Source organism: Streptomyces sp. 2-1, assembly GCF_048564895.1.
Lineage (GTDB): Bacteria > Actinomycetota > Actinomycetes > Streptomycetales > Streptomycetaceae > Streptomyces > Streptomyces phaeochromogenes.
In genome coordinates this window covers 2,157,287-2,171,840 of sequence record NZ_CP183383.1, presented here as the reverse complement: position 1 = coordinate 2,171,840, position 14,554 = coordinate 2,157,287, and the positions used below count along the sequence as shown (strand labels likewise).

The window sequence follows — 14,554 nt, the reverse complement described above, 5'->3', positions numbered from 1 at the left end:
CAGTAACCTGGGGCGATGCTCAAGGAAGTCAGCGCGACCCGCTATGTCACGCCGTTGCGTGAGGGCGGCTCGCTGCCGGGGCTCGTCGAGGCCGACGATCTCGGGACGTACGTCATGAAGTTCACCGGCGCCGGACAGGGGCGGAAGACCCTCGTCGCGGAGGTCGTGTGTGGTGAACTCGCCCGTCGCCTGGGCCTGCGCGTACCCGGCCTGGTCACGATCGGGCTCGATCCGGTCATCGGGCTCGGTGAACCGGACCAGGAAGTGCAGGAGTTGCTCAAGTCGAGCGGGGGGCTGAATCTCGGGATGGATTTCCTCTCCCGGGCGATCGGCTTCGACGCCCTCGCGCACCAGGTGAGCCCGGAAGAAGCCGGGAGAATCGTCTGGTTCGACGCGCTGGTCAACAATGTCGACCGATCGTGGCGGAACCCTAACATGCTGGTCCGGAACGGCGACCTTTGGCTCATCGACCACGGCGCCACCATGATCTGGCACCACAACTGGCCCGGCGCGACGGCCTCCGCGGCCAAGCCGTACGACGCCTCCGACCACGCACTCGCGCCGTTCCGCCCCGACATCGCCTCCGCCGCCGCGGAGTTGGCGCCCCGTGTCACCGAGGAACTGCTCGCCGAGGTGACCGCGGCGATCCCGGAGGAGTGGCTGCGGGACGAGCCGGGGTTCGAGTCGACGGACGCGCTCAGGCGCGCCTACGCCGAGCCGCTCCTCGCCCGCGCCGCCACCGTTCACGAGCGCGTCCGGACGAGCCAGGAGGGCACCAAGTGAGCGAGCGCGACGGCCGTGACGGCCGCGATGTCTACGAGTACGCGCTGCTGCGGGTCGTGCCGAGGGTCGAGCGGGGGGAGTACTTCAACGCGGGCGTGCTCGTGTACTGCCGCGCGAAGTCCTTCGTCGCCGCCCACACCCATCTCGACGAGACCAAGCTGCGGGCCCTCGATCCGGAGGCGGACGCGCCCGGGGTGCGCGCCGCTCTGCGGGCCGTCGAGAGCGTCTGCGCCGGGGGAGCGGCGGCGGGTCAGGCCGCGCGCGACGACGCCGGGCGGCGCTTCCGCTGGCTGATCGCGCCCCGCTCCACGGTCGTCCAGCCGGGGCCTGTGCACACCGGGCTCACGGCGGATCCCGCCGCCGAGGCGCTGCGGCTGCTCGACCTGCTGGTCAGGTAATGGCTCACACCGGCCCAGCAGGCCGTTGACACTGGGTGCCAAGGCTTCTAGCGTCTCGTCTGCTGAAGGTACTAAGCGGTCGCTCACCAGAGGGGCGTACCGTGAGAGCCGCAGGTTTGGTCTTTCAAGGGCTTCCCAAGGGCGAGGAGAACCAGCAATGTCCACCTCAGAGCAGCGCGTCGCCGTAGTCACCGGTGCCGCGCGCGGCATCGGCGCCGCGACCGCCGTACGACTGGCCGCCGAGGGCCGCGCCGTCGCGGTGATCGACCTCGACGAGGCCGCGTGCAAGGACACCGTGGAGAAGATCACCGCCGCCGGCGGCAGGGCGATCGCGGTGGGCGCCGACGTCTCCGACGAGGCGCAGGTCGAGGCCGCCGTGGCGCGCGTCGCCGAGGAGCTCGGGGCGCCGACGATCCTGGTGAACAACGCGGGCGTGCTCCGTGACAACCTGCTGTTCAAGATGAGCGTGTCGGACTGGGACACGGTCCTGAACGTGCACCTGCGCGGCTCCTTCCTGATGACGCGGGCCGTCCAGAAGTACATGGTGGACGCCAAGTTCGGCCGTGTCGTCAACCTCTCCTCCTCCTCCGCGCTCGGCAACCGCGGCCAGGTCAACTACTCCGCGGCCAAGGCCGGTCTGCAGGGCTTCACCAAGACCCTCGCGTTCGAGCTCGGCAAGTTCGGTGTCACCGCGAACGCCGTCGCGCCCGGCTTCATCGTCACCGACATGACCGCCGCCACCGCCGAGCGGGTCGGCATGGGCTTCGAGGAGTTCCAGGCCGCTGCCGCCACCCAGATCCCGGTCCAGCGCGTCGGCAACCCGGACGACATCGCCAACGCGATCGCCTTCTTCACGGGTGACGCGGCCGGCTTCGTCTCCGGCCAGGTGCTGTACGTGGCCGGCGGACCGCTCAACTAGGGCCGGGGGACAGGAACATGACCACTGTGGAACTCTCCGGCAAGGTCGCCCTCATCACGGGCGCCAGCCGCGGCATCGGCTACGGAGTCGCCGAGGCGCTGCTCGCCCGCGGCGACCGGGTGTGCATCACCGGCCGCAACGAGGACGCGCTCAAGGAGGCCGTCGAGCAGCTCGGCGCCGACCGTGTGATCGGCGTCGCGGGCAAGGCCCACGACGAGGCCCACCAGGCCATCGCCGTCGAGCGCACCATGGAGGCGTTCGGCCGCGTCGACTTCCTGATCAACAACGCCGGTACGAACCCGGTGTTCGGGCCGATCGCCGACCTCGACCTCAACGTGGCACGCAAGGTGTTCGAGACCAACGTCGTCTCCGCGCTCGGCTTCGCCCAGCGGACGTGGAAGGCGTGGCAGAGCGAGAACGGCGGCGCGATCGTCAACATCTCCTCGCTCGCGGGCGTCCAGGCCTCGCCGTTCATCGGCGCGTACGGCATCAGCAAGGCCGCGATGATCAACCTGACGCTTCAGCTGGCGCACGAGTTCGCGCCCAAGGTGCGGGTCAACTCCATCGCGCCCGCCGTCGTCAAGACGCAGTTCGCCAAGGCCCTGTACGAGGGCCGCGAGGAGGAGGCGGCTGCGGGCTACCCCCTCGGCCGGCTCGGCGTGCCGTCGGACATCGGCGGCACCGCCGCCTTCCTGACCTCGGAACAGTCGGACTGGATCACCGGGCAGACGCTGGTGGTCGACGGCGGGAAGTTCCTCAACGCCGGAGTCTGACAACGGAACTCGATCGCGGACGCCCGGGCGGCTTGGCCGAAAAACGCCCGGGCGTCCGCCTGTCCAGGGGCCCACCAGGAAAGAGACCGTTCCGACACACTCCGCGATACTTGCTGATCAAGGGCCCTGCCAGTGTGAAGGCCCATGCGGCCGGGCGCTGCGGTATCGTGCGCCCACCCTTGTGGTATGGCCGATCGAGGAGCGTGCGCGTGTTCAAGCGGGACAGATACCTGCGTCAGATGGGGGCGATCACGTCCATATCCCTGGTCGCCGGATGCGGCGTATTCTCCTCGGACTCTTCCGACGAGGGGAAGTCGATCCTCGTGGGGACGACGAGTGAGCCCAGCACACTGGATCCGGCGGCCTCCTGGGACAACTCGTGGGAGTTGTTCCGCAACGTTCACCAGGCTCTTCTGAACTTCCCCGCCGGCGCGTCCGAGCCCGAACCCGACGCCGCTGAGAGCTGCCAGTTCACCAACGGTTCCAGCACCGTGTACAGCTGCAAGCTGCGTACGGGACTGAAGTTCTCCAACGGGCACAAGCTGGACGCGAAGGCCGTCAAGTACTCCATCGACCGGATCAAGAAGATCAACGTCAACGGCGGCCCCGCCGGTCTGCTGAACAGCCTCTCCCGGGTCGAGGCGAAGGGCGACCAGGAGGTCGTCTTCCATCTCAACCAGCCCGACGCGACGTTCCCCTTCGTGCTCTCCACGCCCGCCATGTCGATCGTGGACCCCGAGGAGTACCCCGCGACCGAGCTCCGCAAGGACGGCAAGGTCACCGGCTCGGGGCCGTACAACCTGGAGTCCTACGAAGAGGGCAAGCAGGCCGAGCTCGTCAAGAACGGCAACTACAAGGGGATCGCGGACCGGAAGAACAACGCCGTCACCATCCGCTACTTCCGGGACTCGGCCGCGATGGCCGACGCCCTCAGGGACAAGCAGATCGACGTCGTCTACCGCGGTCTGCGCGCCTCCGACATCGTGGACATCCAGGACAACAGCGGGGACGAGGGTCTCCAGCTCGTCGAGAACCCCACCACCGAGATCAGCTACCTGGTGTTCAACCCCAAGGACCCGTGGGCCAAGAAGATCTCGGTCCGCAAGGCGATCGCCCAGATCGTCGACCGGCCCGCGCTCGCCCACAACATCTACAAGGACACCGTCGAGCCGCTGTACTCGATGATCCCCAAGGGCCTGGTGGGCCACACCACGGGCTTCTTCGACGACTTCGGGAACCCCAGCGCCACCAAGGCCAGGCAGATCCTGGCGGACGACGGCATCACCGAGCCCGTCCCGCTCACCCTCTGGTACACCACCGACCGCTACGGCTCCCAGACCAAGCCGGCCTTCGAGGAGCTGAAGCGGCAGCTGGAGGCCGACGAACTGTTCAAGGTCACGCTCAAGAGCCGCCCCTGGAAGACGTACGTCGGGGGCTACCAGAAGGGCGAGTACCCGGTCTTCGGGCGCGGCTGGTTCCCCGACTTCCCGGACGCCGACAACTTCATCGCCCCCTTCGTGGGCGAGCAGAACGCGCTCGGCACGCCGTACGACACCCCTGAGATCACCGGCAAGCTGATACCCGACTCGCGCCGGGAGAGCGACCGCGGGGCGGTGGCCCCGGAGTTCGAGAAGGCCCAGCAGATCCTCCTGGACGACGCCCGCCTGCTGCCGCTGTGGCAGGGCAAGCAGCACGTCGCCGCGAACGAGGAGATCGGCGGCGCCGAGAACGCCATCGACCCGGCGACGATGATGGCGATGTGGGAGCTGTACTGGAAGACCAGCTGGTAGCGCGGGCACTTGGGCACTCGGGCCCGATTGTCAGTGGGCGCCTGTAGGTTCTGTGCTCTGACGGTGGCCGCGCCTCGCGCGGTCACCCACGGCCGTGTGTTCCGCGGCCGTGAAGTGAGCGCACACCGGAGGAAGTTGACGTGACCGACACCGCCATGCTGCCCGAGTCCTGGCGCGGCGTCCTGGGCGAAGAGCTCCAGAAGCCCTACTTCAAGGAGCTCACCGAGTTCGTCGAGGAGGAGCGCGAGAAGGGTCCCGTCTACCCGCCGCGCGAGGAGGTCTTCGCCGCGCTGGAGGCGACGCCGTACGAGAGCGTGAAGGTGCTCGTCCTCGGCCAGGACCCGTACCACGGCGAGGGCCAGGGCCACGGCCTGTGCTTCTCGGTCCGTCCGGGCGTGAAGACCCCGCCCTCGCTGCGCAACATCTACAAGGAGATGCAGGCGGAGCTCGGCACACCGATCCCCGACAACGGCTATCTGATGCCGTGGGCCCAGCAGGGCGTCCTGCTGCTCAACGCGGTGCTGACGGTCCGCTCCGGCGAGGCCAACTCGCACAAGGGGAAGGGCTGGGAGAAGTTCACGGACGCGGTGATCCGGGCCGTGGCCGACCGGCCCGACCCTGCGGTCTTCGTCCTGTGGGGCAACTACGCGCAGAAGAAGCTCCCGCTCATCGACGAGGAGCGGCACATCGTGGTGAAGGGCGCGCACCCCTCGCCGCTGTCCGCGAAGAAGTTCTTCGGCTCGCAGCCGTTCACGCAGATCAACGAGGCGGTCGCCAAGCAGGGTCACGACGCGATCGACTGGCGGATCCCCGACCTGGGCTGACATCGCGTCACCCCGTCATCCCTGCCACCCCCGTCACCACGGCGTGCGGCACGAGGACCCGGTTCGGCTGCATGCCGGGCCGGGTTCTGCTGTTGCGGGGGACCGGTCCGGCCGGTCGGTGGGCCGTCCGTCACCGGCCTGGCCCAGTGGCGCGCGGGGCCCCCGGGGCTGCCTGAGCTCGATTGTCAGCCTCTGCCGTTAGCGTCGGGAGAGGTGACGGAACGACCGGCGCGGGCGCTGCGGCCGGCGGACGAGCGTGGAGGACGATCCGGTGGCGGAGCAACAGGAACAGGCGGCGGCGGACGCGATGATGACCAGGATCGGGCAGGTCGCCATGCTCCTCCACGGCGGTGACCGCGAGGAGGCCCGAGGCCGCTTCCTGGACCTGTGGACCGAGATCGGCGAGGACGGCGACGCGCTACACCGCTGCACCCTCGCGCACTACATGGCCGACGCCCAGGACGACCCCACGGACGAACTCGCCTGGGACCTGCGGGCCTTGTCGGCGGCTGACGCACTCACCGACGCACTCACGGACACGCGGCTCGTGGAGCAACAGCAGTCGATCGCGGTGCGGGCCTTCTACCCCTCCCTGCATCTGAGCCTCGCCGTCGACTATGCGAACCTCGGCCGCTCCGAGGCCGCCCGCAGCCATCTGCGCCGGGCCCGCGACACTGTGGACGTCCTCGGCGACGACGCGTACGGGGACGGTGTCCGGGCCGGCATCGGCCGCCTGGAGCTGAGGCTCGACGAGGAGGGGCCGTCGGGCGGAGCGCCCGAACCGGCGCCGGGGCAGGGGAGAGGACCGGGTGGCGAGACGCTGGGGCCGCCGAGGCAGCGGCCGTAGAAGCGGTCGCGGGTCTTCAGGGCCTGCACGACGCCCTCGTCCGAGCCTCTAGACCGCCCGCCGCCACCTCTGCGGATCGGCGCCCCGGTCGGTCAACGGCCGTACACGTCCTTGCAGATGGTCGCCTGCGGGCTGTCCGGGTTCCAGCCGCCGTACTGCCTGCCCAAGCCGCACACATCCGCGGCCACCGGAGCCGTCGCCCTGGGCTGACGGGGAACCGCGGGCCGCTCCGGCCGCTGGGGCTCCGGGCGTCGCGGCGGATCGGCGGCGGCACGACGGGGAGGGACCGCCGGGGCCGCGGCGGGTGCCGAAGGGGCCGTACGGCGGGACGTGGACGCGGGTGCAGGCGGGCGCCGGGACGGGCCGATCATCTCCAGGGCCTCCCGGGCCGGCGCCTGCACGATCTGGGGCTCGGCCCTGCCGTCCGGGTGGGGCTCCGAGGCCGGAGGGGGCGCGGACGGGGCGCCGGGAGCGAGCGGTCGCTGGACGGTCACACAGCCGGAGACGGCCGAGACGGCCACGGTGACCAGGAGCGTTGCGGTGGTCGCGGTTCGATGCACCCGCGCAACTCTGCTGTGTCCGCCCCCATTTGGGGAGCTGACAAGCGGAGGATGCCCCGCATGGGTGAACGACTTGCGCCCGAGCCCCGGTGGCCGGGCCCGATGCCCAACGGACCCGTCGCCCCGCGCGTACCTCAGTCGCCCGTGACCCCGTCGATCCGCTCGCGGACCAGGTCGGCGTGACCGTTGTGGCGCGCGTACTCCTCGATCATGTGGGTGTAGATCCACCGCAGGTTGAAGGGCTTGTCGGTGAACCTGCTCCTGCCGTCGGACAGGTCGTCGAGTGCGAAGCGCGCCGCGTTCTGCCGGGCGGCCTCGATCTCCCGCTGCCAGGTGCCGTACGCCTCCTCCCAGGTGTCCTTCTCGGTGAGGTGGAACTCGCCGTCGCGGTCCTCGTCGCTGTAGTAGATCGGGCCGGCATCGTCGCCGGCCAGCACTCTGCGGAACCAGCTCCGCTCCACCTCCGCCATGTGCCGGACGAGCCCCATCAGGGAGAGCTCGGACGGCGGCACCGAGGCGGTCCTGAGCTGGGCGTCGTCCAGGTCCTGGCACTTCCACGCGAGGGTCTGGCGGTGGTAGTCGAGCCAGCCCTCCAGCATGGTTCGTTCGTCGGCGTCGATCGCGGGTTCACTGCGCTCAATCGTCATGCCCGCATCATCGCGGAGCGCCGACCGACGGCCTAACCCTTTCTAGGCCGTGCCGACGGCGTGAGCGATCAGCTCCGCAGCATGCCGTCCAGGACCTCCACAGCTCCGGCCGCCGCAGGCGCCGTATGCTTCCGAGGAGACACGGGTGAGCACGCCCTGGACATGTCGGTTCCCCTGAGGAGACCCCTGTGAAGGTCGGCTGCATCGGACTCGGAGACATCGCGCAGAAGGCCTATCTGCCGGTGCTCGCCACCCGGCCGGGGCTCGAACTGCATGTGCACACGCGGACGCCCGCCACTCTCGCCAGGGTCGCGGACAGCCTCCACCTGCCGGCCGGGCAGCGGCACACCGACCTCTCCGAGCTGCTCGCGCAGGACCTCGACGCGGCATTCGTGCACGCGCCCACCCACGCGCACCCCGAGATCGTGACCCGCCTCCTCGAAGCGGGCGTGGCCACCTATGTCGACAAGCCGATCGCGTACGAACTCGCCGACTCCGAACGCCTGGTGAAGCTCGCGGAGGAGCGGAACACCAGCCTGGCCGTCGGCTTCAACCGACGCTACGCACCCGGGTACGCGCAGTGCGCCGACCACCCGCGCGAGCTGATCCTGATGCAGAAGAACCGCATCGGCCTGCCGGAACAGCCCCGCACGATGATCCTCGACGACTTCATCCACGTCGTGGACACCCTGCGGTTCCTGGCGCCGGGGCCGGTCGACGACATGACCGTGCGGGCCCGGGTCGAGAACGGACTGCTGCACCACGTCGTCCTCCAGCTCGCCGGGGACGGATTCACGGCACTCGGCGTGATGAACCGGCTGAGCGGCTCGAACGAGGAGATCCTCGAAGTCTCCGGGCAGGACACCAAGCGCCAGGTCGTCAACCTCGCCGAGGTCATCGACCACAAGGGCCAGCCGACGATACGCCGACGCGGCGACTGGGTGCCGGTGGCCCGGCAGCGCGGGATCGAGCAGGTCGTGCTCGCGTTCCTCGACGCCGTACGCGCCGGAAAGGTGCTCAGCGCCCGGGACGCGCTGGCGACTCATGAGCTGTGCGAGCGGGTGGTACGCGCGGTGACGGACCGGCCCGCCTGACCCGCAGCGAACGGGCACCCTCCGTGGTGCCCAGGGCGGCCAGGATCAGCAGCGCCGCGTACACCGGCCACTCGCCGAACCGCGCGTACGGGGTGACACCGTGTGCCAGCGGTACGTCGTACACCGCGGACGCGCTGGCGTCGGTGCCGAGCCAGGAGCCGACGCGCTCGCCGCTCGGGCCGTAGACCGCGGAGACACCGGTGAGCGTCGCGTGCACCATCGGCCGGCCCGTCTCGGCGGCCCGCAGCGCCGCAAGTGACGCGTGCTGCTCGGGCGCCCAGCTCTGCTGGAACGACGAGGTCGCCGACTGGGCGAGCAGCAAATCGGCGCCGTCCCGCGCGAGATGACGGCTCATGTCGGGGAACGCCGACTCGAAGCAGACCATCGGGCCGATCCTCAGACCGTCCCCGACGTTCATCACCACCTGCCCGGTACCGCGCATCCGGTCCTCGCCCGCCGCCTTGCCCACGGACGTGGCCCAGCCGAGGAGAGAACGGGCCGGTACGTACTCGCCGAAGGGCACGAGCCGCATCTTGTCGTAGCGGTCGCCGGTCGGACCCTCGGGACCCACGAGCACCGAACTCTTGTATATGCCGGGCCGGTCGGAGCGGCGCGCGTCCACGTTGACCAGGATGTCCGCGTCCACCTGGCGGGAGAGCGCGGCGAGCCGGTTCGCGAGGTCGGGCCGGTCGGCGAGGTCGAAGCCGACACTGCTCTCGCCCCACACCACGAGGTCCACGTCCTGCCCGGCCAGCTGCCGGGTGAGCGCCTCCTCGCGCGCGAACCGCTTCTCCGCGCCGCCGACGCCGTCGATCACCCCGGGCTGCACGACGGCGATCCGGACCCGGCCGTCGACGTCCGGCCGTGGCGACCACGCCCAGGCCGCCGAGGCGGCCGCGGCCGTCGCCACCAGCCCGGCGACCGCGGGGACGCGGGACTGCCGTACGGCGACGAGGACGGCGACCGCGACGTTCACGGCGACGAGCAGGAAGCTCAGCAGCCACACCCCGCCCACCGAGGCCAGCCGCAGCGCGGGCTCCACGTCCCACTGACTCGAACCGAGCAGCCCCCAGGGACCGCCCAACCCCTCCCAGGAGCGCACGAGTTCGACCATCTGCCAGGCTGAGGGCAGCACGAACAGGGCGGCGACGACCTGGCCCGCCGAGGGCACACCGGCCAGGAACCTGCGGGTAAGCCAGCCCCACGGTGCCCAGAGCGCGCCGAGCAGCGCCGCTATCACGACGGTGAAGACATGCAGGCTCGGCAGCAGCCAGTGGTGCACGGCCAGCATGAAACCGAGCCCGCCGAGCCAGCCGTCGTACGCCGCCCGCCGGGCCGTCGGAGCCGAGCGGACGAGCAGGATCCACGGCACCAGCGCCACATACGCGAACCACCACAGGGACGGCGCCGGGAAGCTCAGCATCGGCAGCGCACCCGCGAGCACGGCCGCGGCGCCGCGCCACCAGGGGGAGCCGAGGCGTCGGCGCCAGTCAGCGGCGGACAGCTTCATGCAGCGCCTCCCTCGACCCCCGAAGCACGGTGCGTGACTCCAGTGTGCGCGCACGGGGACGATCTACGTAAGGGGGCGATCCACTCAGGTGGGCAGACGCGAACAGGCCGACCGAGGGTTCAATGGGCGGCGGGTTCCTGCTGCGTCTGCGTGACCCGGCGCCACTTCTCGTGGACGACCACCTCACGCAGCCGCCAGCCGTTGTACGTCCGCACCAGCCCGAAGTCGTACCGGCCGCCGCACACGAAGTCGGGCTCGGTCGATCCGCCGTCCTGTCCCGCGAACCGCATCGGATTGACGTAGTCCGCCTGGATCCGGGCCGTGTCGCCCGTGTCCTGCTCCAGCGCCCCGAACCGCACCCGCCGGTTGACGATCAGATGCTGCCGCATCGGGAACAGCTCCATGGTCTGCGCGAGCCATCCGGCGATCTGCCCCGCGTCCCCCTCGATACCGCCCGCCGACCGGTAGTCCGCCCGCCCGTCCGGCGCGAACAGTCCGCGGTACGCCTCCCAGTCCCCGTCGTCGACCGCCACCGCGTACTCGGTGACCAGTCCGTCGACCGCGAGCCGGTCCATTACCGTAGCCAGTTCCACGCGCTGCGTCATCGGCTCAGTGTTGGCCACGGGGAGGTCCGAGCCAAGGGGCGTGCAGTGATATTCACCGGTCGTGCGCCGTATGGACGTACGGATCCGGTCCCGGGAGACGATCAGCCGACCTGTTCCGGCACGGGCGGGACCGCGGACCACGGATCATGGACTGCGGACTGCGGACTGCGGACTGCGGACTGCGGACCGCGGATCACTGATAACTGGTCACGAAGGAGCGCTCATGTCTCGTCTGTCTCGTCCCGTCACGGTCGTCACGGGTGGCAGCCGGGGGATCGGTGCCGCGACCTGCCTGCGGCTGGCGGTGGACGGTCACGACCTGGTGGTCGGGTACGCGCGCGACGACGAGGCCGCCGAGCGGACCGCGGCCGGCGTGCGCGAGGCCGGGGCGCGGTGCGTGACGGTACGCGCGGACACCGCCGACGAGGCGGACGTCGAGCGGCTCTTCGACACGGCGGCCGAGCGGCTCGGGGCGGTGACGGGCCTGGTGAACAACGCGGGCGTGACCGGCCCGCTCGGCCGGCTCGCCGACACGGACACCGCCGAGCTGCGCCGGGTCGTGGAGGTCAACCTCCTGGGCACGCTGCTGTGTTCGCGCCGGGCCGCGCGCGACATGGCACCCAGGGGCGCCGGTGCCATCGTGAACGTGTCATCGGCGGCGGCCACGCTCGGCAGTCCAGGGGAGTACGTCCACTACGCGGCCACCAAGGCGGCGGTCGACGCGCTGACGGTGGGTCTGTCGAAGGAACTCGGCCCCGACGGCATCCGCGTCAACGCCGTCGCCCCGGGCCTCATCGACACGGAGATGCATGCGGCGATGGGTGATCCGGACCGCCCGGCCCGCCTCGCTCCGTCGATTCCGCTCGGGCGGCCGGGGGATCCGGCGGAGGTCGCGGCTGCCGTGGCGTGGTTGCTGTCACCGGAGTCGTCGTACGCCACTGGGGCGGTGCTGCGGGTGGCAGGGGGCCGGTGAGGCGAGGGGATCCGGCCGGCGAGGCGGTCCCGCACGCTCAGGAAGTCGTCACTCCGCGGGCCTCACCCCGCGGTCTCAGGCCGCCTCGATGACCTCATGACGTATCGCCGCTGCCCACTGCACGACCAGCAGTTCGTACTCGGCCCTCTCCTGGGCCGACAGGGAACCGCCGGCGCGTATCCATAACGCGCGGATCTGCTCATTCAGCACGGCGGCAGACCGCGCGGAACCAGGGCTCACGGAATTGGGGGACATGCGCACAAGCGTAGGGCCAAGGACTGACAGTGCGCTACCAAACGGCTACCCATGCAGTATGTGGTTGGTCACGCCAAAAACGTTTGAGGCTCTACGGGTTGGGAAAAGAGCCTGCCGCCGTTCCGCTTCACCGCTGGTCGGCCCAGGTGCGGGACCAGTCGAGCAGGGGCCCCATCGCCGTCACGAGCTCCTCGCCGAGGGGTGTGAGGCGCCAGGTCGTCTCGTCCGTGGGCGCCGCGATGCCCGCCTCGCGGAGGTCGGTCAGGCGGGCGGACAGGACGCTGGACGACATGGCGTCGCAGCGGCGCTGGAGGTCGCGGAAGCCGATCGGCGCACCGCTCCGGTGGAGTTCCCAGATCACGCGCAGCATCCAGCGGCGGCCCAGCAGGTCCAGCGCGGCCATGACGGGACGGCCGGTGGCCGACCCGCGCATGGGCCGGCCGGGACGGGGTGCGGTGCCCAAGATGCCTTCCCTCCTCGTCGGTTGCCTGACAACTACCGATGCCTTCCTTTGCATTCTCACCCTTGCGCTTCGATTTCAGAAGCGCAAGAGTCGCAAGACATGAAGCAACGCATCGACGGCGTCACGCCGCCCTATGGCCCCGAATCCGAACGCGAGTTGCGCCGCTGGATGCCACCCGGCGTCACCCAGGAACCCCTGATGCTCTTCAAGGTCCTGCAACGCCACCCCGACCTCGCCTCCCGTATGCGGACCCTCGGCGCGGGCCTGCTCGTCCACGGCCTCCTCTCCGACGCCGACCGCGAGTTGGTCATCGCCAGGGTCGCCGCCCGCTGTGGCTGCGCGTACGAGTGGGGCGTCCACATGGCCGCGTACGCCGAGGTCTCGGGTCTGGGGGAGGAGCGGATTCCCCTGACCGTGACCGGGACCCCGGCCGATCCGGCCTGGACGCCACGTCAGGGCGCCCTGCTCCGGGCCGTGGACGAACTCCACGACACGGCCCGCCTGTCGGACGATGCCTGGACCGCGCTCCGGGCCCATCTCGACGAACTCGAAGCCCTGGAGTTCCTGGTCCTGGCGGGCTGGTACCGCACCATCGCGTACGTGGCCAACGGGCTGGAGATCGAACAGGAGCCGTGGGCGCGGGCGTTCCCGGAGGGGTGAGCCGGACCGGGGCCGCGAATCCCGTGGACAGCCGTAGGGCCCTGCGGACAGCTGTAGAGCTCCGCGGGCAGCCGCGGCACCCCGCCGATAATCGCGTGCCCTCAACAGCCCGCCCCGCTACGGTGATTCACGTCCAGGTGCGAAGGCTGCGGCTACTTCTCCTGTCAAGAGAGAGACGCGGGTTCGAATCCCGTCGCCGGCGCGAGCCGGTGTCGTCCAGCGGCCGAGGACACTTACGTCGCCGCCGCCGAGTCAGACCTCTGGACACCGAGCACGAGCCGCCCGCCACGGGGGAAATCAGGCGGGCGGCTCGGTCATGTCAGGGGTGCTGCGAGTGCGGCCGCCGTCAGCCCGCCGACTCGGCCGCGTGCGGGCTCAGCGCGCCCATGCTGACCAGCACGATGATCAGGATGCCGAGCAGGATGCGGTAGTAGACGAACGGCATGAAGCTCTTGGTCGTGATGAACTTCATGAACCAGGCGATTACGGCGTAACCCACCAGGAAAGCGATGATCGTCGCGAAGACCGTGGGGCCCCACGAGACATGGCCGCCCTCGCTCGCGTCCTTCAGCTCGAAGGCGCCGGAAGCGAGGACCGCCGGGATGGCGAGCAGGAACGAGTAGCGGGCCGCGGCCTCGCGCGTGTAGCCCATGAGGAGGCCGCCGCTGATGGTGGCGCCGGAGCGGGAGACGCCCGGGACGAGGGCCATCGCCTGGCAGACGCCGTAGATCAGGCCGTCCTTCACGCTCAGGTCCTGGAGCGACTTGCGCTCCTTCGCCGCCCGGTGCTTCCCGCCCGCCTCGTCGCGCGCCGCGAGCCGGTCGGCGACACCGAGGATGATGCCCATCACGATCAACGTCGTCGCGGTGATGCGCAGATCGCGGAACGGTCCCTCGATCTGGTCCTTGAGGGTGACGCCCAGCACGCCGATCGGAATCGACCCGATGATCACGAGCCAGCCCATCTGCGCGTCGTGATCACTCCGCATCGCCTTGTTCGTCAGCGAGCGGAACCACGCCGAGATGATCCGGGCGATGTCCTTGCGGAAATAGATCAGTACCGCCGTCTCCGTACCGATCTGGGTGATCGCGGTGAAGGCCGCTCCCGGGTCCTCCCAGCCCGCGAAGGCCGCGGTCAGCCGCAGGTGCGCGCTGGAGGAGACGGGAAGGAACTCGGTCAGCCCCTGGACGAGTCCGAGGATGAGGGATTCAAACCAAGACATGAAGTTACGTGATCCAAGTGCTGATGGCGGGAGCGGAGTGAAAGGCCGGACGGACGTGCCGTGTTGTCGTCTGCGGTGATCAGGCGCGCCCGGGGCAGCGTAGCGCCCCTCGGGGAGCGTGTGACGACAGGGCCTCCCCCTCACGGACCCCGCCACGGTGACCAGGGTGTTGACCCGCCGCGATGCCGCCGCTTACGTTTCCGCGAGGAGTGAAAGCGCTTGCTGCCTTCG

General features: G+C 70.2%; 17 protein-coding genes and 1 tRNA gene. 11 read left to right on the top strand and 7 right to left on the bottom strand.

Annotated features, from left to right (window positions below; translation table 11 throughout):
• Window positions 1–15: 15 nt before the first annotated feature.
• From ACN20J_RS09560 to ACN20J_RS09530, 7 genes are all read left to right on the top strand, one after another.
• Complete coding sequence (locus tag ACN20J_RS09560) at window positions 16–783, top strand: HipA family kinase (protein ID WP_419665708.1); 768 nt, start codon at window positions 16–18, stop codon at window positions 781–783.
• Window positions 780–1,181, top strand: coding sequence for a DUF3037 domain-containing protein (locus ACN20J_RS09555; protein WP_190232586.1), 402 nt, complete (start codon window positions 780–782; stop codon window positions 1,179–1,181). Before ACN20J_RS09560 ends, ACN20J_RS09555 begins: the two co-directional genes overlap by 4 nt.
• 157 nt (window positions 1,182–1,338) lie before the next feature.
• Window positions 1,339–2,100, top strand: coding sequence for a 3-oxoacyl-ACP reductase FabG (gene fabG, locus ACN20J_RS09550; protein ID WP_055618474.1), 762 nt, complete (start codon window positions 1,339–1,341; stop codon window positions 2,098–2,100).
• A gap of 17 nt (window positions 2,101–2,117) precedes the next feature.
• Complete coding sequence (locus ACN20J_RS09545) at window positions 2,118–2,873, top strand: SDR family oxidoreductase (protein ID WP_419665707.1); 756 nt, start codon at window positions 2,118–2,120, stop codon at window positions 2,871–2,873.
• A gap of 209 nt (window positions 2,874–3,082) precedes the next feature.
• The gene (locus ACN20J_RS09540; RefSeq protein ID WP_189845272.1) at window positions 3,083–4,663 is read left to right on the top strand and encodes an ABC transporter substrate-binding protein; all 1,581 of its coding nucleotides are present in this window, start codon (window positions 3,083–3,085) and stop codon (window positions 4,661–4,663) included.
• Window positions 4,664–4,803: 140 nt separating this feature from the next.
• Window positions 4,804–5,487 carry a uracil-DNA glycosylase gene (locus ACN20J_RS09535; protein WP_361889313.1) on the top strand — a complete coding sequence of 228 codons (684 nt, stop codon included), beginning with the start codon at window positions 4,804–4,806 and terminating at the stop codon, window positions 5,485–5,487.
• Between the two features lie 271 nt (window positions 5,488–5,758).
• Entirely contained in the window at window positions 5,759–6,334 is a 576-nt protein-coding gene (locus tag ACN20J_RS09530; RefSeq protein WP_419665706.1) for a hypothetical protein, read from the top strand.
• A 92-nt stretch (window positions 6,335–6,426) separates the two neighbouring features.
• Here ACN20J_RS09530 and ACN20J_RS09525 read toward each other — a convergent pair whose 3' ends face one another.
• Window positions 6,427–6,894 carry a hypothetical protein gene (locus tag ACN20J_RS09525; protein WP_419665705.1) on the bottom strand — a complete coding sequence of 156 codons (468 nt, stop codon included), beginning with the start codon at window positions 6,892–6,894 and terminating at the stop codon, window positions 6,427–6,429.
• A 134-nt stretch (window positions 6,895–7,028) separates the two neighbouring features.
• A complete protein-coding gene (locus ACN20J_RS09520; protein WP_190232590.1) occupies window positions 7,029–7,541 on the bottom strand; it encodes a DinB family protein in 513 nt (170 codons plus the stop codon).
• 188 nt (window positions 7,542–7,729) lie between these two features.
• Between ACN20J_RS09520 and ACN20J_RS09515 the strand changes: the two genes are divergently transcribed.
• Window positions 7,730–8,635, top strand: a complete 906-nt coding sequence (locus ACN20J_RS09515) for a Gfo/Idh/MocA family protein (protein WP_419665704.1) — start codon at window positions 7,730–7,732, stop codon at window positions 8,633–8,635.
• On the opposite strand, the gene lnt is transcribed toward ACN20J_RS09515, so the two are convergent.
• Window positions 8,559–10,145 (bottom strand): apolipoprotein N-acyltransferase, encoded by a 1,587-nt coding sequence (gene lnt, locus ACN20J_RS09510; protein WP_419665703.1) that lies wholly within the window; start codon window positions 10,143–10,145, stop codon window positions 8,559–8,561. The two genes, ACN20J_RS09515 and lnt, sit on opposite strands and share 77 nt — an antisense overlap.
• 119 nt (window positions 10,146–10,264) lie before the next feature.
• Entirely contained in the window at window positions 10,265–10,750 is a 486-nt protein-coding gene (locus ACN20J_RS09505) for a nuclear transport factor 2 family protein (RefSeq protein WP_189845265.1), read from the bottom strand.
• Window positions 10,751–10,982: 232 nt separating this feature from the next.
• Between ACN20J_RS09505 and ACN20J_RS09500 the strand changes: the two genes are divergently transcribed.
• Window positions 10,983–11,723 (top strand): SDR family NAD(P)-dependent oxidoreductase, encoded by a 741-nt coding sequence (locus ACN20J_RS09500; RefSeq protein ID WP_419668862.1) that lies wholly within the window; start codon window positions 10,983–10,985, stop codon window positions 11,721–11,723.
• 75 nt (window positions 11,724–11,798) lie between these two features.
• Here ACN20J_RS09500 and ACN20J_RS09495 read toward each other — a convergent pair whose 3' ends face one another.
• Together ACN20J_RS09495 and ACN20J_RS09490 are read right to left on the bottom strand one after the other, a co-directional pair.
• A complete protein-coding gene (locus ACN20J_RS09495; protein ID WP_055617124.1) occupies window positions 11,799–11,978 on the bottom strand; it encodes a hypothetical protein in 180 nt (59 codons plus the stop codon).
• 127 nt (window positions 11,979–12,105) lie between these two features.
• Complete coding sequence (locus tag ACN20J_RS09490; protein WP_419665702.1) at window positions 12,106–12,441, bottom strand: winged helix-turn-helix transcriptional regulator; 336 nt, start codon at window positions 12,439–12,441, stop codon at window positions 12,106–12,108.
• 99 nt (window positions 12,442–12,540) lie between these two features.
• Between ACN20J_RS09490 and ACN20J_RS09485 the strand changes: the two genes are divergently transcribed.
• Together ACN20J_RS09485 and ACN20J_RS09480 are read left to right on the top strand one after the other, a co-directional pair.
• Window positions 12,541–13,101: a carboxymuconolactone decarboxylase family protein gene (locus ACN20J_RS09485; protein WP_419665701.1), complete on the top strand. Its 561-nt coding sequence runs from the start codon at window positions 12,541–12,543 to the stop codon at window positions 13,099–13,101.
• A gap of 122 nt (window positions 13,102–13,223) precedes the next feature.
• A tRNA-Asp gene (locus ACN20J_RS09480) sits at window positions 13,224–13,300 on the top strand.
• Window positions 13,301–13,447: 147 nt separating this feature from the next.
• Here ACN20J_RS09480 and ACN20J_RS09475 read toward each other — a convergent pair.
• Complete coding sequence (locus ACN20J_RS09475; protein WP_189845263.1) at window positions 13,448–14,323, bottom strand: undecaprenyl-diphosphate phosphatase; 876 nt, start codon at window positions 14,321–14,323, stop codon at window positions 13,448–13,450.
• Window positions 14,324–14,554: the final 231 nt, after the last annotated feature.

Excerpts from the sequence above, each read along its gene's own strand:
- ACN20J_RS09505 (WP_189845265.1), bottom strand. The coding sequence starts at position 10,750 with ATGACGCAGCGCGTGGAACTGGCTACGGTAATGGACCGGCTCGCGGTC.
- ACN20J_RS09475 (WP_189845263.1), bottom strand. The coding sequence starts at position 14,323 with ATGTCTTGGTTTGAATCCCTCATCCTCGGACTCGTCCAGGGGCTGACC.
- ACN20J_RS09560 (WP_419665708.1), top strand. The coding sequence starts at position 16 with ATGCTCAAGGAAGTCAGCGCGACCCGCTATGTCACGCCGTTGCGTGAG.
- ACN20J_RS09485 (WP_419665701.1), top strand. The coding sequence starts at position 12,541 with ATGAAGCAACGCATCGACGGCGTCACGCCGCCCTATGGCCCCGAATCC.
- lnt (WP_419665703.1), bottom strand. The coding sequence starts at position 10,145 with ATGAAGCTGTCCGCCGCTGACTGGCGCCGACGCCTCGGCTCCCCCTGG.
- ACN20J_RS09545 (WP_419665707.1), top strand. The coding sequence starts at position 2,118 with ATGACCACTGTGGAACTCTCCGGCAAGGTCGCCCTCATCACGGGCGCC.
- ACN20J_RS09495 (WP_055617124.1), bottom strand. The coding sequence starts at position 11,978 with ATGTCCCCCAATTCCGTGAGCCCTGGTTCCGCGCGGTCTGCCGCCGTG.
- fabG (WP_055618474.1), top strand. The coding sequence starts at position 1,339 with ATGTCCACCTCAGAGCAGCGCGTCGCCGTAGTCACCGGTGCCGCGCGC.
- ACN20J_RS09520 (WP_190232590.1), bottom strand. The coding sequence starts at position 7,541 with ATGACGATTGAGCGCAGTGAACCCGCGATCGACGCCGACGAACGAACC.